Annotated in this window: 17 protein-coding genes and 1 riboswitch; of the genes, 5 read left to right on the top strand and 12 right to left on the bottom strand. The window is 50.7% G+C overall.

What is annotated here, in order from left to right:
- Positions 1–100 precede the first annotated feature (100 nt).
- The 12 genes from rfbB to purL form a co-directional block, all read right to left on the bottom strand.
- Complete coding sequence (rfbB, locus tag C510_RS0101310; RefSeq protein ID WP_018709532.1) at positions 101–1,240, bottom strand: dTDP-glucose 4,6-dehydratase; 1,140 nt, start codon at positions 1,238–1,240, stop codon at positions 101–103.
- Positions 1,241–1,305: 65 nt separating this feature from the next.
- Positions 1,306–1,800 (bottom strand): metallophosphoesterase family protein, encoded by a 495-nt coding sequence (locus C510_RS0101305; protein WP_018709531.1) that lies wholly within the window; start codon positions 1,798–1,800, stop codon positions 1,306–1,308.
- A 4-nt stretch (positions 1,801–1,804) separates the two neighbouring features.
- Positions 1,805–3,265 (bottom strand): potassium/proton antiporter, encoded by a 1,461-nt coding sequence (locus C510_RS0101300; protein ID WP_018709530.1) that lies wholly within the window; start codon positions 3,263–3,265, stop codon positions 1,805–1,807.
- A gap of 116 nt (positions 3,266–3,381) precedes the next feature.
- Entirely contained in the window at positions 3,382–4,422 is a 1,041-nt protein-coding gene (locus C510_RS0101295) for an ABC transporter ATP-binding protein (protein ID WP_018709529.1), read from the bottom strand.
- 3 nt (positions 4,423–4,425) lie between these two features.
- Positions 4,426–5,457: an iron ABC transporter permease gene (locus tag C510_RS0101290; protein WP_018709528.1), complete on the bottom strand. Its 1,032-nt coding sequence runs from the start codon at positions 5,455–5,457 to the stop codon at positions 4,426–4,428.
- A gap of 16 nt (positions 5,458–5,473) precedes the next feature.
- Positions 5,474–6,610, bottom strand: a complete 1,137-nt coding sequence (locus C510_RS0101285) for an ABC transporter substrate-binding protein (RefSeq protein ID WP_018709527.1) — start codon at positions 6,608–6,610, stop codon at positions 5,474–5,476.
- Positions 6,611–6,626: 16 nt separating this feature from the next.
- Positions 6,627–7,751 carry a YncE family protein gene (locus tag C510_RS0101280; protein ID WP_022340555.1) on the bottom strand — a complete coding sequence of 375 codons (1,125 nt, stop codon included), beginning with the start codon at positions 7,749–7,751 and terminating at the stop codon, positions 6,627–6,629.
- Between the two features lie 20 nt (positions 7,752–7,771).
- Complete coding sequence (locus C510_RS0101275) at positions 7,772–9,805, bottom strand: TonB-dependent receptor plug domain-containing protein (protein ID WP_018709525.1); 2,034 nt, start codon at positions 9,803–9,805, stop codon at positions 7,772–7,774.
- Positions 9,806–9,859: 54 nt separating this feature from the next.
- A riboswitch (cobalamin riboswitch) is annotated at positions 9,860–10,071 on the bottom strand.
- 281 nt (positions 10,072–10,352) lie between these two features.
- On the bottom strand, positions 10,353–10,916 hold the full coding sequence (locus C510_RS0101265; protein ID WP_018709523.1) for a chromate transporter: 564 nt from the start codon (positions 10,914–10,916) through the stop codon (positions 10,353–10,355).
- Complete coding sequence (locus tag C510_RS0101260; protein ID WP_018709522.1) at positions 10,913–11,485, bottom strand: chromate transporter; 573 nt, start codon at positions 11,483–11,485, stop codon at positions 10,913–10,915. Before C510_RS0101260 ends, C510_RS0101265 begins: the two co-directional genes overlap by 4 nt.
- Positions 11,486–11,491: 6 nt before the next feature.
- Positions 11,492–15,508: a hybrid sensor histidine kinase/response regulator transcription factor gene (locus C510_RS0101255; RefSeq protein WP_018709521.1), complete on the bottom strand. Its 4,017-nt coding sequence runs from the start codon at positions 15,506–15,508 to the stop codon at positions 11,492–11,494.
- Positions 15,509–15,619: 111 nt separating this feature from the next.
- Positions 15,620–19,327, bottom strand: a complete 3,708-nt coding sequence (gene purL, locus C510_RS0101250) for a phosphoribosylformylglycinamidine synthase (RefSeq protein WP_018709520.1) — start codon at positions 19,325–19,327, stop codon at positions 15,620–15,622.
- 149 nt (positions 19,328–19,476) lie between these two features.
- On the opposite strand from purL, the gene C510_RS0101245 reads away from it, so the two are divergent.
- The 5 genes from C510_RS0101245 to C510_RS0101225 all read left to right on the top strand — a co-directional run bounded on the left by C510_RS0101245 (position 19,477) and on the right by C510_RS0101225 (position 23,394).
- The gene (locus C510_RS0101245) at positions 19,477–20,136 is read left to right on the top strand and encodes a LysE family translocator (protein WP_018709519.1); all 660 of its coding nucleotides are present in this window, start codon (positions 19,477–19,479) and stop codon (positions 20,134–20,136) included.
- A gap of 1 nt (position 20,137) precedes the next feature.
- A complete protein-coding gene (locus C510_RS0101240) occupies positions 20,138–20,683 on the top strand; it encodes a DUF4924 family protein (protein ID WP_018709518.1) in 546 nt (181 codons plus the stop codon).
- A 25-nt stretch (positions 20,684–20,708) separates the two neighbouring features.
- Positions 20,709–22,277: a peptide chain release factor 3 gene (locus C510_RS0101235; protein WP_018709517.1), complete on the top strand. Its 1,569-nt coding sequence runs from the start codon at positions 20,709–20,711 to the stop codon at positions 22,275–22,277.
- A gap of 212 nt (positions 22,278–22,489) precedes the next feature.
- A complete protein-coding gene (locus C510_RS0101230; RefSeq protein WP_018709516.1) occupies positions 22,490–23,113 on the top strand; it encodes a hypothetical protein in 624 nt (207 codons plus the stop codon).
- Positions 23,107–23,394 carry a winged helix-turn-helix domain-containing protein gene (locus tag C510_RS0101225; protein WP_018709515.1) on the top strand — a complete coding sequence of 96 codons (288 nt, stop codon included), beginning with the start codon at positions 23,107–23,109 and terminating at the stop codon, positions 23,392–23,394. Before C510_RS0101230 ends, C510_RS0101225 begins: the two co-directional genes overlap by 7 nt.
- Positions 23,395–23,440 lie beyond the last annotated feature (46 nt).

The raw sequence follows: 23,440 nt of genomic DNA, 5'->3' as shown, positions 1-23,440 counted from the left end.
CCCGATTCTGTTCAGGCAGCTAAAAAGAAGACTGCGGTGCGATACTTCCCTTTTTAAGGGAGTATATCACACCGCAGTCTCTTTTTATGTTTATGGTGATTTACCGGTTCTTGTACATGTTTTCGTAGTAGTTCTGGTATTCGCCGCTGGTAACGGTCTTTACCCATTCCTGATTGTTCAGGTACCATTGGATGGTTTTGACGATACCTTCTTCGAAACAGGTTTCCGGATACCAACCCAGCTCTTCCTTGATTTTAGTCGGGTCGATGGCATAGCGTTGGTCGTGTCCCAGACGGTCTTTCACGAAAGTAATCAACGAATCGTTTATCCAGTCGATGCGGATCTGTCCCTGTTCGTCCAGTTCCTTTTTCTTCAGTACCTTGCGGTATTCCGGTTCTTCTTCCATCAGCCGACGGATGGTGGCGATGGTCAGCTTCACGATTTCGATGTTCTGTTTCTCGTTGTGTCCGCCTACGTTGTAGATACCTCCGTCCTGTCCTTTGTGAAGCACCAGGTCGATGGCCTTGCAGTGGTCCTCTACGTACAGCCAGTCGCGTACGTTGCTACCGTCGCCGTATACCGGCAGGCGTTTTCCTTCCAGGATATTCTTGATGATGAGCGGTATCAGTTTCTCCGGGAAATGATAGGGACCGTAGTTGTTCGAGCAGCGGGTGATGGTGACCGGCATCTGGTATGTATCGTGATAGGCCATCACAATCATGTCTGCGCTGGCTTTCGAAGCACTGTACGGACTGTGCGGACACAGAGGAGTCTCTTCGGTGAAAAATCCTTCCGCTCCCAGTGAACCGTATACTTCGTCGGTAGATACCTGATGGAAGCGTACGTTCTTGCGCCAGGTAGGATAACCTTTCTCGTTTTTTCCAGTTACCCACGCACGGCGGGCAGCATCCAGCAGGTTTTGGGTTCCCAGAATATTGGTCTGCAGGAAAAGCTGGGGATTCTCGATGCTCCGGTCTACATGACTTTCGGCGGCGAAGTTGACAATGTAGTCGAATCTGTAGTCGGCAAACAGCCGGTCGGCCAGGTTGTGGTCGCAGATATTGCCTCGGATAAAGATACACCGTTCGTTGTCGATATCATCGGCAATGGTACCCAGATTTCCTGCATAGGTCAGTGCATCCAAGACCACTATCCGGATATCGTCGTATTTCGACAACATGTATTTCAAAAAGTTGGAGCCGATAAAGCCGGCAGCTCCGGTCACAAGATAGGTTCTCATATAAGATGAAAAATTTTTAATCGTGCAAATTTCGGAAAGTTTTTTGAAAGTGCCAAGTTTTTACGTTAGGAATCATGCAGTTCTATCACTTCCAGATTCTGGAAAGTACCTTGTTCGATGCAGAAGCGTACCAGCGTCCGTACCTGGTGGAAGCCGTATTTTCCGGCAGCACCCGGATTGATGTGCAGCAGGTTCAGCCGGGGGTCGAACTTGACTTTCAGGATGTGTGAGTGCCCGCTGATGAACAGGGCGGGAGGCTGTTCCTGGAGCAGGGAACGTACCGAAGGGTCGTATTTGCCGGGATAGCCTCCGATGTGCTTGATGAGTACATCGGAGCCTTCGAGGGTGAAGCGGTTGATTTCCGGAAAACGCAGCCGCAGGTTCTGACCGTCTATGTTTCCGTAGACGGCACGTAGCGGGCGGAAGGCTTCCAGTCTGTCTGCCACTTCCTCCGAGCCGATATCGCCTGCATGCCAGATTTCGTCGCAGTCTTCAAAGTATTTCAGGTACCGTTCGTCCCAGTATCCGTGGGTGTCCGATAAGAGTCCGATGCGTTTCATGGCGTTAGGCTTGTTTGTTGTCCTTGTTTTCAGAGATGAAGAGCAGTTTGTCGCCGGTCTGCAGTTCCACCTGTCCGTTCGGGATGATGAATTCGTTGCCCCGTTTCACCAGCATCACCAGTGTTCCTTTCGGGATGTTCATGTCTTTCAGTCGGTTGCCGTGGGTCAGCATTTCGTCGGTCAGGGTAATGTCGTTCAGCTTGGAGTCGATTTCATCCGGCAGTTCCACGCCGAATTCATTTCCTTCCTTCTCTTCCGGCAGGTCCAGATGCAGCCAGCGTGCGACGGAAGAAATGCTCATTCCCTGTACCACCAGTGACAGGAGGGTGATGAAGAACACCGTATTGAAGAGTTGCTGGGAGCCTTCTATGTGGGCAATGACCGGATAAGTGGCGAAGATGATGGGTACGGCACCACGCAGACCTACCCAGGAGATGAAGACCCGGGCCTTGTTAGAGATGTGTCGGAAGGGCAGCAGGCAGGCGAATACGCTGACCGGCCGGGCAATGAAAATCATGAACAGGCCGATGAGTAGGGCTACTACGGCTACGTCCAGCATCTCGTGCGGATTGACCAGCAGTCCCAGGGTGAGGAACATGATAATCTGGAAAAGCCAGGTCAGACCGTTCATGAAGGTATTGATTTCCTTGCGGTATACCAGGCGGGCGTTTCCCACAATGACTCCGGCGATGTAGACCGCCAGGTAGCCGTTGCCTTTCAGCAAGTCGGTGATGGTGAAGGTGGCGAAGACCAGACTCAGCAGCAGGATGGGGTACAGCGAACTGTTGGACAGGCCGATGCGGTTCACCAGCCATACGGCGAAGCGGCCGAAGGCATAACCCACACTGCCGCCGATGAGGAATTGTACCAGCAGGTCTTTGCCCAGCAGGGCCAGACTCAGTTCGCTGCCGCTGGTGATAATCTGTATCAGGACGATGGTCAGCATATAGGCCATCGGGTCGTTACTTCCGCTTTCCAGTTCCAGCATGGGGCGAAGGTTTTCCTTCAGGTTCATTTTCTGCGAGCGCAGCAGGCTGAAGACCGAGGCCGAATCGGTAGACGACATGGTGGCGGCCAGCAGCAGGGAAGCCATCAGGGTCAGTTCGATGTTGGTACGGTTCCATTCGGACAAAAGGAAGATGAAACTACCGGTCAGCAGGGTCGTGAGCAGGACTCCTACCGTAGAAAGGATGATACCGGGTGTCAGTACCGGTTTGATATCTTGATACTTGGTGTCCATACCGCCGGAGAACAGGATGATACTCAGCGCCATCATACCGATGAACTGGGCATCTTCGGCACTGTTGAACTGGAGACCCAACCCGTCACTGCCGAAAAACATACCTACCAGCAAGAACAGAAGCAAGGTAGGGATTCCGAATCGGTAGCCGGTTTTACTGATAAGAATACTGGAGAAGATAAGGACAGAGCCTATCAGAAGGATGTTTTCTGCTGTAAAAATCATAGATTATGTAATGTTGATGTTTAATGAGTCGCAAATGTAGCGAAAAAAGCAGACACTTCTCTGTCTGTTTGGAAGGAAAAACGGGGATATAGCCCTTTTTTTGAAGCCGTGGCGGGTCAGTCCCGGCTTCCGCCAGTTGTTTGTACGGCTTCCAGCAATTCTTCGAACGAGGTACAGGTACGCGTTCCTCCTTTCGTCCGGATTTCGAAATGACGGGCAGATACCGCATGAAGCCGGGGGAGGGCAGCCGTTTCCGGAGCGTCGGCAGCCGAAAGGCAGAGGAAACCGTTGCGGTTCAAGGCGTTCTGGGTCCAGTGCCGCAGTACTTCGTCATCGGTTTCCAGGCAGATGTGTCGTTTCCCTTCAACGGTAGGCGAGTAGATGCCGTGCATCAGGTCGAACCGGATGTCCGAAGCGTTCGGGAAGAGCGAATCCATGGCGTGGCTCAGGATGAGGTCTTCGGTAGTGCCGCAACGCAGTCCGTCCGTATCGGTGAGCAGCCAGAGTCGGTCGGCCAGTACCAGGGCCTGTTCGATGTCGTGGGTAGACAGCAGGATGGCCTTGTCTTCTTCCTGGGCCAGCCGGTGGAGCAGGTGCATGATTTCAATGCGGCTCACTACGTCCAGAAAAGCCGTGGGTTCATCCAGCAGAATCAGCGGACATTCCTGTACCAGTGCCTTGGCTATCATGACTTTCTGCCGTTCTCCGTCGGAGAGCTCGGCGGTATAGGTCCGCGCTTTGTGGCCGATGCCGACAGCTTCCAGGGCATGGCCGATGATTTCCTTGTCGTGCGGATGAAGGCGGCCGAAAAAGCCCGTGTGGGGTTGTCGGCCCAGGGCCACCAGTTCGTATACCGTCAGTCCGCCGGCCTGTGTCTTGTCGGTGAGTACGACACCGATGTTCCGCGAGCGTTCCCGTTCCGAAAGCGAGGACAGGTCTTTTCCGTTCAGCGTGATGTGTCCTTCCAGCAGCGGCTGTGCAGCTGCAAGGGTACGCAGCAGGGTCGATTTACCGGCTCCGTTCGCGCCCAGCAGGCAGGTCAGTTCACCTTTGTGGAGTGTGAAGTTCAGGTGGCTGTGTACGGAGCAGGTATGTTTTCCGGTGCGGTAGCCTATGGTGGCGTCGGTAGCTTGCAGAAGGATGCGCGAGATGTCCATGGGTCAGTTGAAATATTGTATCTTACGTTGGTTGATGATGACATAGATGATGACCGGCGCGCCCAGTATCGGGGTGACGGCATTCAGCGGGATGACTCCCCAGCTTCCGGGCAGGATGCACAGCAGGTTGCACAGCAGGGCCAGTGCGGCGCCTGTCAGCAGGGTAACCGGCATCAGGCGGTTGTGGTTGGAGGTGCCCAGCAGCAGGCGGGCCAGGTGGGGCACAGCCAGGCCGATGAATGATACGGGACCGCAGAAGGCGGTGGTCACGGCTGTCAGGAGGCCGGTTGCCAGCAGGAGCAGGTTCCGGATGCGGCGGATGTTGATGCCCAGGTTCTCGGCATAGCGTGGACCCAGCAGCAGGGCGTTCAGGGGTTTGATGAGCAATACGGACATCGCCAGTCCCGTCAGGGTCAGCAGGGAGAAGGCGGGAAGCTGGCTGAGGGAGACGCCTCCGAAGTTTCCCAACCCCCAGATCATGAAGGAGTGTACCCCCTCTTCGGTCGCGAAGAAATTCAGCAGCGAAATGAGGGAAGAGGCGATATAGCCTATCATGATGCCGGCTATCAGAAGCATGATGCTGTTTCTGATGAGGGTAGACAGGAACAGGATAAGGCCCATTACGGCGATGGCGCCGGCAAAGGCTCCCAGCATGACCGTAACGAACCCCGACAGGGTGAATGTACCGGCAGCAATGCTTCCTCCGCCTGCCAGCATGACAAGGGCCACCCCTACGCTGGAGCCGGAGCTGATACCCAGGATGGACGAATCGGCCAGGGGATTGTTGAATACGGTCTGCAGCATCAGTCCCGAGGCGGACAAGGCGGCACCGCAGAGCAGGGCGGTAAGGGTTTGCGGAAAGCGTGACTCCCGGACGATGAAGGTCCAGCTGGCCTTTTCCACTTCGTTGCCGCACAGAATGTCCCATACGGCTCCTGCCGGAATGTGGACGGATCCGATGAGCAGGTTTGCCGCTATCAGTCCGATAATCAGCAGTATCAGTATGATTTCGTATGTAAATCCGTGGTGTCTCACTGGTCGTTTCGTTTTTTCAGTCGGCTAAGTTAGTGAAATATTTCAACGTATCGGCCGGAAAGACTTCCGGATGGAAGATTTTTACAATGTCTTTCAGCAGCAGGTCCGGCCGGAAAGGCAGTTCTTCGTAATAGGCGATGCGGTTGGTGTTGCATCCGTAGATACGTTTGTTCCGGTATGCGGCGAAGTTGGCATACGGCGCGTAGTCCGAAGCCAGTTCACGGTAAGTCTTGTCGGTGGCCTGGTTGTACTTGATGAGCCAGTAGTCGGCATCTTGTCCCTGGTCGAATACGGCTTCGAAGGACAGGGGAACGGAACCGCTGTTGGGCAGGGAGGCGAAGACGTAGCGTGCTCCGGCATCCGCATAGAGTTGACCGGTCGTACTTTTCCCTCCGGCTATGTACCATACCGAGCCGTATTTCAGGTCGCTCAGAACGGTAGGGCGGGTCTGGGTGGCGGCTGCTTTTCTTTTAATGTCCAGATAGGACTGCTCCACTTTTCGGAACAGGGAGTCGGCTTGGGCTTTCCGTCCGGTCAGGAGTCCGTAGAAGTACATCCATTCGGCTCTGCCCAGGGGAGAGGTTTCCATGTAGTCGGCACATTCGATGATGGGTACGTTGAGTTTCTCGATGCGTCCGTAGCCTCCGCTGTTCTCGAAGGGAGAAAGGAGGATGGCATCGGGGTGTATGTCGATAATCTTTTCGATGTCCGGGTTCATGCTGTTACCGCAGTCGGTCACGCTTCCGTTCCGGCAGCCTTCCTGTATTTCGGGTACTTTGATGTACTGTAGTCCGCATACGCCGGCTACGGCATCCAGGCTTTCCAGTTGCTTGAACAGGTTACAGTGTACAGACGAGTAGACCATGCTCCGCTCCAGGGGTACTTTCACCACGGTCCCTTCGGGCAGATGTGTGGGGGTAGGTTTCTCCTTGTCTACCAGGATATAGGTATGCAGGATGTTAGGCTTGTGCCAGGGATCCTGTAAGGTAGCTACCGTATAGTCGGGGTAGGTCGTCAGGCAGAGGTTCTCGGCATATTTCAGCCGGAGCGTATCGCCGCCGTCAGAAAGCGAAGAAGTCTTACTTCCTCCGCCGCAGGCAGAGAGAAGTAAGACTGAGATTACTATATGGGCAGATAGTAAGAATTGTTTCATGACAGGTATCTTTTCCTTAGTCTACAAACACCATCTTCTTCGGGTTCTGACCGCCGCAATCGAATTTTTCTACAAAGGTACCGTCCTGCTGGAATCGGTAGATGGTACCGTTGCTGTTTGAGTAGAAGGTAACACCGATGTAGATGTTTCCGTCTTCATCGTCTACGTCCATCGAGTAGATGCTGGAAGTAGCCAGTTCAGCCGGCGCATCCTTCAGGAAAGAGGTCTGGTTCAGTGTAGAAGTAGCGATGTTGTAAGAGAAGAAAGTGTTGGTAGTGCTGGTTTCCGGCCAGTGAGAATAGTCGGTTTCCGAGTTTACGAAGTATACGTTTCCGTTTCCGGCTGTCATGCTGGTAGCGGTAGCCAGTACGGTTACGGCATCGTTGTTGCTCGGGTCAATCATCTGGGCAGTGTAGCCTACAGCTCCGTAGTCGCCGAACGAAATCAGGAACACCTTGTCGTTTTCTTCCACCAGCTGGTTCGGGTTGACGGTTACGGTCAGTGTCTTTTCCAGCTGCATGGTCTGCGGGTTGATGACGAACACTTCGTTGTGATACTGGTAGCCTGCATCGGTCTTCGAGTAAGAGTTGGCTACATACAGTTTTCCGTTGCATTCGGCGATTCCTTCCAGGTTACTGCCACCTTCGAAGGTAGCCACTACGTCCAGTGTCTCGGCATCCAGTTTCGATACCTTGCCTCCGTATTGGGTCAGATAGATGTATCCGTCTTCGGCTGCCATGTAGCGCGGGTCACCTTCCGATTCGTTGAAAGCGTGACGGTCCAGTTCTACACCGGCTGTATTCAGGCGGGCGATGTATTTCGAGTTGGCTACGATGACATACAGGTAGTCGTTGTATTCAATCATGGACTGTCCGGTATCTCCCAGGCGGGCGTTGTTCTGCTGGAAGAACAGGTCGTTGATGAAATCGCAGTCCTTGTTCGGCGCATAGAGTGAGATGTTGGCGTTGTTGGCTCCCATGGTTCCTTCGTTCAGGATGAAGGCACGGTGGTGAGGCAGTGTCACTTTCGAGCCTTCGTCGTGGAAGTCGTTGTTCGGGTCATCGTTGTCACTACATGCGGTAAAAGCGGTTCCCAATGCCAGCATGCACAGGGTTGAGAAGAGTAATTTTCTGATCTTCATGTCTTTTGTTTTTATGGTTGTTAAAAAATAAAGTTCGCTGTCAGTTTCCACGACCGTCCGGGCATGGGGTAGAACTTGATGATGTCATACTGTTCGTCGGTGAAGTTTACCGCGTCTGCCTGCAGGCGCATCTGGAATGTCCGGAAACGGAAGGTGCGCGAAACCGACAGGGTCTGTTCTACATATCCGTCTATTTCGTTTTCCGGAATATTCTGCGACAGGTAATAGCGTTTTCCTACCCCGATGAGGCTGTAGCCCACTGTCACCCAGGGAGTCTCCAGACTGGCCGAAGCGCTTCCGTTGTGTTCCGGGGTATAAGGGAGCTGGTCCTTGTAGCTTTTCGAATCCGGATTGGTCAGGTCGATGGCCTTCTGCCAGGTATAGTTCCCGTTCAGGTTCAGGGCGATGCCTTTCCAGACAGCTATCCGGGTAGCCAGGGTCACGTCCAGTCCGGTGATGTGAGCCTTGCCGTAGTTGGCCATTTTCCAGACATAGGTGGAAGGGAAGGCCACAATCTTGTCGGTCACCCGGTTGAAATAGCCGTCTGCCGTGACAGACAGGTACTCGAAGCGGGAGTGTGGTTGCAGGCTCCAGGTGATGCCCAGGTTATACTCGGTCGCCTTCTCCGGGCGTAACGAACGGTTTCCCATCCGGTAATAGTACAGGTCGTTGAACGTCGGCGTGCGGAAAGTATTCTTGTACATGGCCCGCAGGTACAGCGGCTGGCTTTCCCACGGCTGCCAGCTGAGCGATACGGTGGGCGATATTTTCTTCAGGTCGTCGGGCCGTTCGCCTTCCTTCACGTGTTCGGTTATCCAGGTGTTCACCCACGTCGTGCCGAACTTGAAGCGCCGGTAGCGGTATTGTACCTGCAGCGCCGTCAGCGAGGTGAAGCGGGTGGGGAAGGGACAGTCCGGCAAGGTACTGCTCAGGGTATTGACTGCCACATCCTGTGCCAGCGAGACGGAGAGTCCGGTCAGCGGCTGGTAGAGGACTGTTCCTGAAGCGTAATATTCGTGTTGGGTATAGCGGTCGGTCGATACGCCTCCTTCGTACTGTGCGCCTTTATCCTGGTATTTGTTCCAGGAATAGTTGTATTTGGCCTGTCCCTGGAACGCCCATCGGTCTGAAATGCGGTGGCGGAGGCGGGCCTGGATGAATCCGTTCTTGTCCCACAGATGTTCCTGCGAGTTGGGGTTGTAAAGAATGACGGCACCCGGCAGTCCGCGGTCCGACTGGTAATAGTAGCCTTTCACGTCCAGCCGGCTGTTCTCGCCGAATTCGTGGAACAGGTTGGCCTCCGTATGCCAGGAGTCCACCTCGGAGTTATAGCGCTTCTCTTCGGAGGTATATTTTCCGTTCTGCAGGATGAACGGGTATTGTCCGTCCGAGCGGAGGTAGTCGGCGTCGATGGAGGCGATGGTCCGTTTTCCGAGCCGGTGGCTGTAGCGTAGGTAAGGGTTTACATAACCGAAGGAACCGCCTTTCAGTTGGGCTTTCAGTTGCCAGTTCTTTCCGTCGTTCAGGCGGGGGCGCTCGGTCTCGATGTTCAGTACTCCGGCCGAGGCGTACATCCGGGCAGACTGCAGCAGGTCATCGCTCTGGCCCACACTGAGCGACAGCGATTCCACGTTGTCCAATGAGAAGCGTCCGATGTCTATCTGACCGGCCTGGCAGTTGCTGACGGCTATCCCGTCGTAGCTGATGGCGGTATGGGCAGCACCCATGTTCCGTACCGAGACCGTTTTCAGTCCGCCGGTGCCTCCATAGTCCTTCACTTCCGTACCGGCAAAACGGCGCACGGCATCGGCTATATCCTGAATGCCCAAATCTTCGATGGTACTCCGGCTGAGGGTCTGCACAGGCGCGTTCGACGAGACACGGTTGGGCGCCCTCCGTGCCTCGATGGTCACGTTGGGGATGTCGTGTACACGTCCTGTAATGCTGTCCGGCTGGTTTACCTGTGCATGGACAGGCAGATAGCCGCACAGCACGGCGGCAGTCAGTACAATTTTCCAGCTGCCGATGCGGGTCAGTTGTTTCGGTTCAATCATGTAGAAAAAAACTAGCATTGCTGCATGGTCTTGCCATCCTTTCCTCGAGGATGCAAGCATGACTTTCGTTTTGCAGGTCTTCTGACTTACTCCGGTCGTTTCCGCCTTCCCACCCGTCAACGATTTCCGGGCAGTGGCAAGAGGGGATGGAAACGGCTCTTCAGGGAGCTTACAGCAGCGGGACTGTCCGGGACTTTCACCCGATTCCCTTTTCATCCGCAGGTCCGCATCGGAACCTGGTCGGAACAAAACTGCGACAAAGATAGGAATTATTTTTCAGACAAAAACAGAAAAGAATATTTTTTAGGAGAAGAACCGGTTGATGCTTGGGAGATTCTATTTTTGTTGATTTCAACGATGAAAGTGTTAACGCAAGAAAACGTCTGGACGTTCTGATAAAAACGAACTCATGTTCTGATGGAAACGTGAGTTTGTTTTCATCAGAACATGAGTTCGTTTCTTTTAAGTTAAAAGTTAACCTGAAAAAGGATGTTTTGTTATTCTGTACTCGGTATCAGTTTTACTGACCTCCGGCTTTTTTTTGAAATCAGTACAGGAAAAATCCGGCCACTCCACAAAGCACAATCAGCAGGATAGGGTTTACCTTAAACCGGTGTGAAGCCACAAAAGTAGCGGCAAACAGCAGGATGCTGACGACAATCTGGTAGGTATCCGTACCGAAATTCTCGCCGTTCATCAGGACCAGGGCAGCGGCGGCCAGCAGACCCACCACTCCCGGACGCAAACCGGAGAATACGGCGGCTACAGCGGGATGTTTCTGGTATTTCAGGAAGAATTTACTGATGGCTATCATCAGAATGAAGGAAGGCAGTACCACCGAGAAAGTGGCCAGCGCCGAGCCTAAGATGCCGATGGCGTGTGAGTAACCGGCATTGACCAGGGCGGTATAGCCTACATAGGTAGCCGAATTGATGCCGATAGGTCCCGGGGTCATCTGACTGATGGCGATGATGTCTGTAAACTCCGACGAACTGAGCCATTCATAACGGGTTACCACTTCGCCTTGAATCATGGATAGCATGGCATAACCGCCTCCGAAGCCGAACAGGCCGATTTTAAAGAATGTATAGAAAAGCTGTAGAAATATCATGCGTTGTTTCCTCCTTTGTCTTTAGAAAGTTTTTTGGACTTGTAACGGCCGTAGAAGTATCCTCCCACACCGCTCAGAATGATGACGTAGATGGGCGAGAAGCCGATGAGCCAGATAAGCAGGGCCGAAACGACCGGAATCCAGATGTTGTAACGGCTGATCTGGGCCGATTTGGCCATCTTGAAGGTAGGTGCCGCAATCAGGGCCACTACAGCAGGACGGATGCCTTTGAAGACCCGTTCTACCGGTTCGTAATGCTGGAATTGCCGGAAGAACAAGGCGATGGCCAGGATGATGAGGAACGAAGGCAGAATTGTTCCGAGCGCCATCCAGAACGCTCCCCAGAATTTCCGGAGTTTATAACCGATGAAAATGGATATGTTGACCGCAAAGATTCCGGGTACTGTCTGTGCCAGGGCCAGCAGGTCCAGAAAATCCTCTTTACTGATCCATTTACGTTTGTCTACCAGTTCCGCTTCGATGATGGGAACCATGGCGTATCCGCCTCCGATGGTAAATACTCCGATGCGGAAAAAGATGAGAAAAGATTTCAGATAAAAATTCGTCATGTGTATTTATACGTTGTTTTCTTGTTTCATATAGGTACTGGGCGGCATGCCGTAGAATTTCTTGAAGGTGTCCGTAAAGTATTTCGGATCGGCAAATCCCATCCGGTCCGAAACCTCGGCCACGGTGTATTTCCGGGTTTTCAGCAGCAGGGCCGCTTCCTGCATCCGGATGTTACGGATGAAATCGTTCGGCGCGATGCCTGTCAGTGCTTTCAGCTTGTTGTAGAAACTGGTTCGGCTCATATTCATCCGGCTGCATAGTACATCTACCGTCAGATCGTTGCCCAGTTCTTCCTTGATAATCTGGGTTACCCGCTGCATGAATTCATCGTCCAGACTGGTAGGAAGTTGTACTTCAACAGGTTCTTCCGGTAGTTTGGTTACTTGCTGGCGGTACTGTCGTCGTAACAGTTCGCGGTTCTGTAACAGGCTTTCGATGTATGCCTTCAATACTACCAAATCAAACGGCTTGACCACATACAAATCCGCTTTGGTTTCCAATCCGCTCAGGATATGCGACTGGTCACCCAAAGCTGTCAGCAGAATAAAGGGAATGTGGCTGGTGTCCAGCTGAGTCTTTATACGGTTACACAGTTCATATCCGTCCATTCCTGGCATCATGACATCCGAAATTATCAAATCCGGCATTTGTGTCTTTATCTTTTCCAAAGCGACAATTCCGTTCTCGGCCCCCATTGTATGGTAATGTGCAGAAAGGCTCTGACAGAGGAATTTCTGTAGGGCTATATTGTCTTCTACAATGAGTATCGTAGGACAGTCTTTCCGATTGTCTGACTGTGTGGCTTCCTTTTCTTTTCCGGATTCCTGTGCTGTACTTGCATTGAGAACAGATGCTGTTATTTCATTAGTCTCATCGGGAGAAAGGGTATGTTCCGGTTCATATTGGTACCGGCTGCTCCGTATCGGGAAACTGATCAGAAAACTGGTACCTACATTTTCTGTGCTGTGGAAAGAGATTTTCCCTTCATGGTTCCGGATGAGCCGATAAGTGAGAAGCATACCGATACCGCTCCCGGTAATGAGCTGGTTGGTGGCGTTTGCTCCTCGGAAAAGGTACTTGAAGAGTTTCTTCTGGTCCTTCTGTGGAATACCGATACCGGTATCGCTGATGGAGAGTGTCCAGTTTCCTTTATACTCACCGACTTCTACAGTGACTGTTCCTCCTTGTAGTGTATATTTCAAGGCATTGGACAGAAGATTACGCAGGATGGAATCTATCTTGTTCTGATCTATCCAGACTTCCAACTCCCGGGAGGCTGGTTTGAAATGCAAAGACACCCCTTTCCGCTCGGCATACTGCTGGAACTGTTGGAGATATTTGCTCAGGTATTCGTTCAGGTGAGTACGGGTAACCAGTACTTTCGAACTGTACAGTTCTTCCTTTTGGAAGTTCATCAGGTTGTTTGCCAGGTTCGAGAGATTGTCTGTGCTTTGAAGGGCCAGTGTCAGGTTCTGCATTCCTTCCGGAGTCAGTTGTTCGCTCTTTTGAATTTCGGCCAACGGTGCCTTGATGAGGGTAAGCGGGGTACGTATGTCATGAGCGGTATGCACAAAAAAATTAATCTTCTCTTGTGAAATACGCCGGTCTTTCCGAATCATCTGGTAACGGGTATACAGGTAGACAGCTCCTACCGTCAACAGAATATAGAGTGTGAAAGCCCAATAGGATAACCAGAAAGGTGGAAGGACTGTTATTTCCAGTTCGCGTTCCTGAAATACCTGGTGGGTATCCATCAGGATGGCACGTACCTTCAATGTATAAGTGCCTGGTGAGAGGTTGGTATAACGGATGGTGCCGTTGGCCGAAGGTTGTGACCAGGTATCGAAGAATCCTTCCAGTTTCCAGCTGTAGTGGATATTAGAAGGATTGTCGTAATTGATGGAAGAAACCTGCATGGAGAAGGAATTCTGGTCGTAGTCCAGCGTCAGTTCCTGCGTTTCGTTGATGAGGCGGGTCAACGGAGAACCTTTTTCTCCGGGATGTACCGACTGGTAGTTGATGGTCAGGTTACTGAAGACCATCTGACTGGTGAATTTATCGGGTAAATTCAAGCTGTCCGGCAGAATGAAAGCTCCTTCGTTACTGCCTAAAATGAGTTTCCCGGAACGTGTACGGATGGCCGCGTCCTGGGTAAAACTGTTCGATAGGAATCCCTGTTCCTTGGTCCAGTTGATGATTTCTTTCTTTTTCACATACAGCTGGCTCAGACAGCTGGCGGTACCCATGAAGATATCTCCGTACCGGTTCGGTACGATGCTGTAGATGTTGTTGGATGTCAGTCCGCTGTTTTGGGTATTGTAGTTTTCTATCTGGTTAGTACGGTTATCAATGACAAACAATCCTTCCGAATAGGTACCCAGATAGGTATATCTGCCGTCGGGAGTCTGGTAAATGGTATTGATTCCCCCCATGCGGTTGTCGTCGGCATAGGCGGTCAGTTGTCTGGATATCTTATCGAATACGTAGAGTCCTTGAGTCGTGCCTATCCACATTCGTTTTTCGTCATAGGTAGTGATGTTTGTTATGGGGTAGGGGGCATTGTATATTTCAGACTGCCCGGTTTCCGCATCGTATTTCCGGAAACTGTACGCTCCTCCCATCCAGAACATGCCGTCTTTGTCTTTATACAGGCTGCGGATGTATTTGTCGGGCATCATGCGTGGGGAATCCGCCATCTGTGGCGTGAAGGTCACTTGATGGGTCTTCTTGTTGATGCGGTAGATGCCGGACATATATCCGCCTACCATGATGATTCCCGGTGTCGTTTCGCACAAGGAGATGAAGATGCGGTTGTCGTTGGGAGTATCTTTGCTGTCGGCGGTAATGTAGTTGGTCCAGAGGTCACGTCCTGTGGAATAGCAGCTGATACCGTTGCTGGTGGCAAACCAGATATCGCCTTCAGAATCTTCAAGGATGGCATTCACTCGGTTGTCTATCAGTGAATTGGAACGGTCCGGAGAGCGCCGTAGCTGTGTGTAGGCCGGATACAGTTCCGAATAGATGGTGATACCTGTCGGGTATGTGACGTTCCATATCTGGTGTTTCTCGTCTACATACAGGTCCTTGATGATGCTTCCGTTCATCTTGTTCGGACTTTCGTAATCTTCTTGCAGCAGGTGTTCCATGCGGTAGGTCTGCATGTCGAGGGTATAGACACCGTCGGCATCGGTGGCTATCAGTACTTTCTGTCTGCCGGGCGAGGGATAGGGCTTGATGACATTGATACCTTCGTCTTTCAGTGAATTTCCCAGATTCAGCACAATACCCTTGTCCACTTGATAGGCAAACAGGCTGTTCTGTACGGTATTGATGAGGAGCTGCCGGGTCTGCGGATGATAATAGAGGTAACTGAACCGGAGTTTGGGGTCCTGGTAAATCCGTTTGACCTGACTGGGCTTGTCCGGATAGAACTGTACCTGGTAGATGTCCGAAATGGTAGAAAAATAGAAGATGGAAGATTCTCCTTCGGTGATGCTGGTTATTTCGTTGAGGACTTTCTCGTAGACGGTTTCGAACCGTTGCGTATCGGTATAGAAACGCACGATGCGGTTTCCGCAGCAGAACCATATCCGGTCATGGCTATCGAAGTAGGTAGCCGTGATGGGGGATTGTTTCAGATTCGGGAATTGGGCATAGAAATCGAAATCGAGCTTGAAGGTGTCCTGCAGTTCATCGTACTGGAATACGTAACCGTCTTTTCCATACACCCATAAGTCGTGGTTCGAACTGTTGGTGATACGGTTCATATCCGGAAAAAAACTGATTGCCTTGTTGTCTTTCCGTAGTTCATAAGGTGTGAAATTCTTTCCGTCAAAACGGTCCATGCCCTGGTGAGTCAGAATCCACATGTATCCGCGGCTATCTTTGTTGATAGCCAGTACACGACGGCTGCTGAGGCCTTCTGAGGTACCGATATATTTATAGATTTGAGCAGATACAGGTAAGGCGGCCAGTAAAAAGAGAAGCAGACTGGATATGTATAAAGACAATTTCCGTATCATATAATTTCTACTAAAAATAGAGTCTCATAAAAAAGGGTTTCCCCCGCTGGTAACAGGGGGAAAACCCTTAGAGAATTTATTCAGTTAAACTCCGGTCGGTAAGGCCGAAAATTATTTCTGCATATGGGTTTCTACCCATTTACGCGCGTTGACGAAGGCTTCCATCCATGGGGTAATCTGATCTTCTTTCACACGGTCTGCCGGGTAATAGGCATTTTCCCATGGGAAGCAGGCACGTTCCAGATGTGGCATCATGGCCAGGTGGCGTCCGTCTTGCGAAGCAATACCGGCAATGCTGTAGTCTGAACCGTTCGGGTTACCCGGATATTCATCGTATGAATATTTCAGAACTACGTTATAATGGTCTTCCGGATAAGGCAATGAGAACTTACCTTCGCCGTGAGCTACCCAGATACCCAGTTTGGAACCGCTCAGTGAACCGAACATGACACTGCGGTTCATCGGTACGGTTACGCCCAGGAAGGCTGATTCGAACTTGTGTGAATCGTTATGCAGCATCTTGCCCTGCTTCTTGTCTTCCGGAGTAATCAGCCCCAGTTCCATCATCAGCTGGCAACCGTTGCAGACACCCAGTGACAAGGTATCCTTACGGGCATAGAAGTTATCAAGAGCGGCTTTGGCTTTAGGGTTGAAGAGGAAGGTACCTGCCCATCCCTTGGCTGAGCCCAGTACGTCGGAGTTGGAGAAACCGCCACAGTATACTACCATGTTGATGTCTTCCAGTGTTTCGCGTCCGCTTACCAGGTCGGTCATGGTTACGTCTTTTACGTCGAAGCCGGCCAGGTACAGCATGTAGGCCATTTCGCGTTCACCGTTTGTTCCCTTCTCGCGGATGATGGCTGCCTTGATACCGCTCGGAGTGCGACGGTCCGGGTTGAGGCCGAACTGCGACAGTTTGCCGGTAAATGATTTGTCGAATACCAGTTCCAGCGGCTGTTGCTTGTAGTTTTCGAAACGTTTCTTGGCACAGCCGTTCATGCTCTGCTTGCGGTCCAGCAGGTACGAAGTGGAATACCATACATCGCGCAGATAGTCGATACCGAACTGGTAGGTGGCATCGTCTTTGGTTACCAGAATGTGACGTTCTTCGGTCGGTTTACCCAACTTGATGTAACCTACACCGGCATCTTCGAGAATCTTCTTCACTTCAGATTTGTGTTTGTCGGCTACTTGGATGACAACACCCGGATTTTCGGCAAACAGCACTTTTACGATGTCATGGTCTGTAAACTTGTCGAGGCTGATTTCCATACCGCCATCCATATTGGCGAAGCACATTTCCAGCAGTGTCGTAATCAGACCGCCGGCAGAAATATCGTGTCCGGCCAGAATCAGTCCCTTGTTGATGAGTTCCTGGATGGCCAGGAAAGCATCGCGGAAATATTCCGGATTCTGTACGGTAGGTACATCGTCGCCAATCTTGTTCAATGACTGGGCAAAAGCAGAACCTCCCAGACGGAGTTGGTCGAAACTGAAATCGATGTGGTAGAAAGTAGATTTTTCCTTGTTGACCATCACTGGTGAGATTACTTTCTTCACGTCAGAAACTTCACCGCCTGCAGATACGATGACGGTTCCCGGGCTGATAATCTTTTCACCGTTCGGGTATTTCTGAGTCATGGACAAGGAATCTTTACCGGTAGGTACATTGATTTGCAGTGCACAGCAGAAATCAGAAAGGGCTTTTACGGCAGTATACAGACGTGCGTCTTCGCCTTCCTGTGAACGGCATGGCCACATCCAGTTGGCAGACAGGGAAATACTGTCCATACCTTCGGCCAGCGGAGCCCATACCAGATTGGTCAACGCTTCTGAAACGGCCAATACTGAACCGGCTGCCGGATTAGCCAAGGCAGCTTGGGGAGCGTGTCCCAAAGCTGTAGCGATACCTTTTTCACCACGGTAATCGAGGGCTACCACACCACAGTCGCTCAACGGCAGTTGCAACTCACCCTGACACTGCTGACGGGCAATCTTACCAGTTACAGAACGGTCTACCTTGTTGGTCAACCAGTCTTTACAAGCCACAGCTTCCAGCTGTAATACATTATTTATATAGTCATTCAGTTTCGTTACATCGTATGACACGTTTTCGTAGTGGCGTTCTACGGTCTTGTCTACCATGTAGGTCTTCGGAGAAGAACCGAACATCTGGTCGACTGCCAGGTCGAACGGACGTACGCCGTCAGCCTGTTCGAAGGCAAAGCGATGGTCGCCGGTAGTTTCACCTACCACGTACATCGGAGCACGTTCACGTTCGGCAATCTGTTTCACGTGTTCGATGGATTTCTCGTCGATAAGCAGACCCATACGTTCCTGCGATTCGTTGGCGATGATTTCCTTGGCCGACAAGGTTTCGTCACCGATAGGCAGCTTGTCCATATGAATCAGTCCACCGCAGTCTTCTACCAGTTCCGACAGACAGTTCACGTGTCCGGCTGAGCCGTGGTCGTGGATAGAAACAATCGGGTTTGTATCTTCTTCGCAGAGGGCGCGTACTACATTGTAGGCACGTTTCTGCATTTCTGCATTGGCACGCTGTACGGCATTCAGCTCGATACCGGAAGAATAACGTCCGGTTTCTACAGAAGAAACAGAACCGCCGCCCAGGCCGATGCGGTAGTTGTCACCACCCATCACAACGACTTCGTTTCCGGCTGTCGGAGTTCCTTTCAGGCAGTCACGCTGAGTTCCGTAACCTACACCTCCTGCCAGCATGATGACTTTGTCGTACGCATATTTTTCACCGTTTTCCTGATGCTCGAAGGTCAGGACAGAACCGCAGATAAGCGGCTGGCCGAATTTGTTACCGAAGTCGGATGCACCGTTTGAAGCCTTGATCAGGATCTGTTCCGGAGTCTGGTACAGCCATTTGCGTACAGGCAGGATATCTTCCCATTCGCGTCCTTCGTCGGTACGTGGGTAAGAAGTCATGTAGACTGCGGTACCGGCAATCGGCCAGGAACCTTTACCTCCACCCATACGGTCGCGGATTTCACCGCCGGTACCGGTAGACGCTCCGTTGAACGGTTCTACGGTAGTCGGGAAGTTGTGGGTTTCCGCTTTCAGGGAGATGACAGTCTTGATATCTTTGATAATGAAATAATCGGAAGTGGCATGGTTCTGCGGAGCGAACTGCTCTACCACAGGACCTTCGGCAAAGGCCACATTGTCCTTGTAGGCCGAGATGATCTTGTTCGGGTTTTCCTGGGTAGTCTTCTTGATCATCTGGAAGAGGGAAGATTCCATTTCCTTTCCGTCGATGATGAATGTTCCACCGAAGATTTTATGACGGCAGTGTTCCGAGTTGATTTGGGCGAAACCGAATACTTCTGAGTCGGTCAGTTTACGTCCCAGGTCTTTTTCTACTTTCAGCAGGTAATCCATTTCTTCGCGTGACAGCGCCAGGCCTTCCTGTTCGTTGTATTCTTCCAGGTTTTCGATGTAGATGATCGGTTGCGGTTTGATGTTTACATCGAATATCTGCTGGTCCAATCCTTTGTACATGCGTTGGAGCATGGGGTCATATTCCGCATTTTCATCTTTTACCGGAAAATATTCTTCGATACGGCGGATTCCGCTTAAACCCATATTCTGAGTGATTTCCACCGCATTGGTACTCCACGGGGTAATCATCTCGCGGCGCGGACCGATGAAACAACCTTTCAGATTGTCTTCGGTCTCTACAGTGGCTTCACTGTAAAGCCAGCACAATTTCTTGACATCTTCAGCGCTCAACTCTTTGTTGCAGGCTGTGGCTATCACACTGTTTGCAGGGGTTCTGAAAAATAGAATCATAGTTCTTCTTGTATTTGTTATAGATAGTATTTCAAGTGTGTGTTGAATAAGCTTTGTTTGTTGTGCAAAGTTACATAAAACCCCGTTTGTAAGAAAGAAAATAAGAATGAAATATAGGTACTTTCACAAAAAAGTCTCATCTTTGCAGTATGAATTGGATAGAACAGGTTACCATACTGGATTTGTTGATAAAGGGGTTTATTATCGGGGTAGTCGTGTCTGCTCCGTTGGGCCCTGTGGGTGTACTGTGTATTCAACGGACCTTGAACAAGGGGCGCTGGTTCGGTTTTGTGACCGGGCTGGGGGCCGCGTTGAGTGACATCTGTTATGCCTTGATTACAGGTTATGGTATGAGTTTCATGGATGAACTGATTGTGAAGCATCAGATGTTCCTGCAGGTGGTGGGCAGTATCATGCTGCTTGCTTTCGGTATCTATACGTTCCGCAGCAATCCGGTCAAGGCGTTGCGTCCGGTTTCCGCCCGTAAGGGTACTTATCTGCATAATTTCATCACGGCTTTCTTTGTAACCTTCTCCAATCCGTTGATAATCTTCCTGTTCATCGGTCTGTTTGCCCGTTTTTCGTTTGTGATGCCCGGTAGCCCGATAGGTTTCCAGCTGGTAGGTTTCCTGGCCATCATTCTGGGGGCACTGGCCTGGTGGTTCGGTATCACTTATTTTGTCAATAAGGTACGTACCCGTTTCAATGTGCGGGGTATCTGGATGTTGAACCGGATTATCGGTGTGGTGGTCATCATCGCGTCGGTGGTAGGGATTATCATGACCTTGTTTGGAAAATCGTTGTCCTGATATGTATATTTCTCAACAGTTAAAACAACAGAATATCGCAGAATACCTGCTGTATATGTGGCAGGTGGAAGATTCGATCCGTGCCAATCAGTTCGATATGGCCAAAATCAAGGAACGGATTATCGATCCGTATCCGGTTTCGGAAGAGCAGAAACGTGATTTGTACCGTTGGTACGAAGACCTGGTGAACATGATGCACGATGAAGGGGTGATGGAGAAGGGGCACCTGCAGATCAACAAGAACATTATCGTATGGCTGACAGACCTGCACCTGCGGTTGTTGCGCTCTCCTAAATTCCCGTATTACAGTGCAGCCTATTACAAGGCTCTCCCGTTGATTGTAGAACTGCGGGCGAAAGGCGCCGATAAGGATGTACCTGAACTGGAAACCTGTTTCGATGCCATGTATGGAGTATGGATGCTGAAACTGCAGAAGAAGGAAGTTTCCGAAGAAACACAGAAGGCGATGAAGACCATCGGTGACCTGTTGGCGATACTTGCCGGTTATTACATCAAGGATAAGCAGGGAGATTTGGAACTGGAATAAGAAAAACAATCATTAAACAGATAAAATGAACGCAGAAATAGAAAGAAGACGAACGTTTGCGATTATCGCTCACCCGGATGCCGGTAAGACTTCGTTGACCGAAAAGCTGTTGCTCTTCGGTGGACAGATTCAGGTGGCCGGAGCGGTGAAATCGAATAAAATCAAGAAGACTGCGACTTCCGACTGGATGGATATCGAAAAGCAGCGTGGTATTTCGGTCACTACTTCCGTGATGGAGTTTGATTACCATGATTATAAAATCAATATCCTTGATACTCCGGGTCACCAGGACTTTGCGGAAGATACGTACCGTACGCTGACGGCTGTAGACAGTGTCATCATCGTGGTGGACGGTGCGAAGGGTGTGGAAACCCAGACACGGAAGCTGATGGAAGTGTGCCGTATGCGGAATACACCGGTTATCATCTTCGTGAACAAGATGGACCGCGAAGCAAAAGACCCGTTCGATTTGCTGGACGAGCTGGAGGAGGAACTGGTTATCAATGTACGCCCGTTGACATGGCCGATAGAAAGCGGTCCGCGTTTCAAAGGGGTATACAATATCTATGAACAGAAGCTGAATCTGTTCCAGCCGTCCAAACAGGTGGTGACAGAGAAAGTGGAAGTGGATATCCATACCGAAGAACTGGACAAGCACATCGGTTCGCCGCTGGCCGACAAATTACGCAGCGAGCTGGAACTGATTGACGGAGTTTATCCGGAATTCAATGTGGAAGATTACTTGAAGGGAGAATTGGCTCCGGTATTCTTCGGCTCTGCGTTGAATAATTTCGGTGTGCAGGAATTGCTGGATACTTTTGTGGAAATTGCTCCCAGTCCGCGTCCGGTACAGGCAGAAGAACGTACCGTACAGCCGGATGAACCGAAATTTACCGGTTTCGTATTCAAGATTACTGCCAATATCGACCCGAACCACCGTTCGTGTGTAGCTTTCTGTAAGGTCTGCTCCGGTAAATTTACCCGTAATACACCGTATCTGCACGTACGTCACAACAAGACGATGCGTTTTTCTTCGCCTACGCAGTTCATGGCACAGCGGAAGACTACGGTGGATGAGGCTTGGGCCGGCGATATCATCGGTCTGCCGGACAACGGAACCTTTAAAATCGGTGATACGCTGACCGAAGGAGAAATGCTGCATTTCAAGGGACTGCCGAGCTTCTCGCCGGAAATGTTCAAATACATCGAAAATGCAGACCCGATGAAGACCAAGCAGCTGAACAAGGGTATCGACCAGCTGATGGACGAAGGTGTGGCCCAGTTGTTTGTCAACCAGTTCAACGGCCGGAAGATTATCGGTACGGTAGGTCAGCTGCAGTTTGAGGTTATCCAGTATCGTCTGGAAAACGAATACAACGCGAAGTGCCGTTGGGAACCGGTCAGCCTCTACAAGGCATGTTGGATAGAGAGCGACGACCCGGAAGAACTGGAAGCTTTCAAGAAACGTAAGTATCAGTACATGGCAAAAGACCGTGACGGCCGTGATGTTTTCCTGGCCGACAGCGGTTATGTGCTGCAGATGGCTCAGATGGATTTCAAGCACATTAAATTCCACTTCACTTCGGAATTCTGATGATGGATTGGAAAGATGATACCATGAGAAAGGGCAGCCGATGACCGGTTGCCCTTTTTTCTTGCAAAATTAGTTCTCTTTTTATTTGGTTTATAAAATAAACTTCTCTATCTTTGTGAAAAGGAGGGGAGGTAAGCGCGCATCTCCCTTTTCTTGAAAGTTTGTGGTTTATAAAATAAACTTATTTGTTCTAACCTTTAATTCGATGCCTTATGGAAGAAAACAAATTGTCTGAAAGAGAGAGTCTGGAACTGATCAGTCGGATGATAAGTTCCACACGCGAGGGTCTGAAGGTGGGTGCCGGAAATACTTTCCTTTGTTTCGGTTATTTTACGGCGGCCTTGTCTATATTGCTTTTTATGCTGGTCTTTTTTACGCAGAATGATACGTGGGCATACGGCTGGTTCCTGATGTTCGTGTTCTGGGGATTCATGGAAGCCAGACGACGGAAGGATCTGAAACAGGAATCGGTGGTGACTTATACCGATACGGTACTGGCAAAAGTCTGGTGGATTATCGGTTGGCTGTTTCTGATAACGGTCCTGATGATGGGCGTGGTTTCGGCGGCACACGGTTATGGTGATTTTTCATTGATGCTGCCATTGTCTCTGTTGTATGGAGGAATCGGTACTTCCATTACAGGAATCATTATCAAGGAGCGGAGTGTCATGTATGCCCCGTTGGTGGGATTTGCCTTTGCTGTTTACATGTTGATGCAGTATACCTTCCACGAACCGGCTACGGTGGACTGGTACCTGTACTTCGGGTTGTCTTTCATCATCATGATGGTGATACCGGGGCATATTCTGAATAAAAAAGCGAAACATTCATGCTGAAAGAACTGAATCCTTTGCTGCATTCCCAGCTTCGTTTGTCCATCATGTCTCTGCTGCTTACAGTAGAAGAGGCGGAGTTTGTCTACCTGAAAGAAAAGACTCAGGCAACAGCCGGAAATCTGAGTGTCCAGTTGGACAAGCTGAGCGAAGCCGGATATGTTTCCGTCGAAAAAAGTTTTGTCGGAAAGAAGCCGCGTACGGTCTGTCGGATTACATCGGCAGGGCGGGAAGCGATGGCTGAATACGTGGAAGCCTTGAAGGGTTATTTCGTCGGCTTGTAAAATCAAGAAAAAACAAACGTTCGTTTCAGGTAAAACACGAGCACGA

It is taken from the genome of Phocaeicola barnesiae DSM 18169 = JCM 13652 (assembly GCF_000374585.1).
In the GTDB taxonomy this organism is placed as follows: domain Bacteria; phylum Bacteroidota; class Bacteroidia; order Bacteroidales; family Bacteroidaceae; genus Phocaeicola; species Phocaeicola barnesiae.
Note: the sequence above shows the minus strand (reverse complement) of the source record. Positions and strands in the feature narration are given on the sequence as shown.

Excerpts from the sequence above, each read along its gene's own strand:
- C510_RS0101295 (WP_018709529.1), bottom strand. The coding sequence starts at position 4,422 with ATGGACATCTCGCGCATCCTTCTGCAAGCTACCGACGCCACCATAGGC.
- C510_RS0101230 (WP_018709516.1), top strand. The coding sequence starts at position 22,490 with ATGGAAGAAAACAAATTGTCTGAAAGAGAGAGTCTGGAACTGATCAGT.
- rfbB (WP_018709532.1), bottom strand. The coding sequence starts at position 1,240 with ATGAGAACCTATCTTGTGACCGGAGCTGCCGGCTTTATCGGCTCCAAC.
- C510_RS0101225 (WP_018709515.1), top strand. The coding sequence starts at position 23,107 with ATGCTGAAAGAACTGAATCCTTTGCTGCATTCCCAGCTTCGTTTGTCC.
- C510_RS0101300 (WP_018709530.1), bottom strand. The coding sequence starts at position 3,265 with ATGATTTTTACAGCAGAAAACATCCTTCTGATAGGCTCTGTCCTTATC.
- C510_RS0101280 (WP_022340555.1), bottom strand. The coding sequence starts at position 7,751 with ATGAAGATCAGAAAATTACTCTTCTCAACCCTGTGCATGCTGGCATTG.
- C510_RS0101305 (WP_018709531.1), bottom strand. The coding sequence starts at position 1,800 with ATGAAACGCATCGGACTCTTATCGGACACCCACGGATACTGGGACGAA.
- C510_RS0101235 (WP_018709517.1), top strand. The coding sequence starts at position 20,709 with ATGAACGCAGAAATAGAAAGAAGACGAACGTTTGCGATTATCGCTCAC.
- purL (WP_018709520.1), bottom strand. The coding sequence starts at position 19,327 with ATGATTCTATTTTTCAGAACCCCTGCAAACAGTGTGATAGCCACAGCC.
- C510_RS0101275 (WP_018709525.1), bottom strand. The coding sequence starts at position 9,805 with ATGATTGAACCGAAACAACTGACCCGCATCGGCAGCTGGAAAATTGTA.
- C510_RS0101255 (WP_018709521.1), bottom strand. The coding sequence starts at position 15,508 with ATGATACGGAAATTGTCTTTATACATATCCAGTCTGCTTCTCTTTTTA.
- C510_RS0101285 (WP_018709527.1), bottom strand. The coding sequence starts at position 6,610 with ATGAAACAATTCTTACTATCTGCCCATATAGTAATCTCAGTCTTACTT.
- C510_RS0101265 (WP_018709523.1), bottom strand. The coding sequence starts at position 10,916 with ATGATATTTCTACAGCTTTTCTATACATTCTTTAAAATCGGCCTGTTC.
- C510_RS0101245 (WP_018709519.1), top strand. The coding sequence starts at position 19,477 with ATGAATTGGATAGAACAGGTTACCATACTGGATTTGTTGATAAAGGGG.
- C510_RS0101260 (WP_018709522.1), bottom strand. The coding sequence starts at position 11,485 with ATGACGAATTTTTATCTGAAATCTTTTCTCATCTTTTTCCGCATCGGA.
- C510_RS0101240 (WP_018709518.1), top strand. The coding sequence starts at position 20,138 with ATGTATATTTCTCAACAGTTAAAACAACAGAATATCGCAGAATACCTG.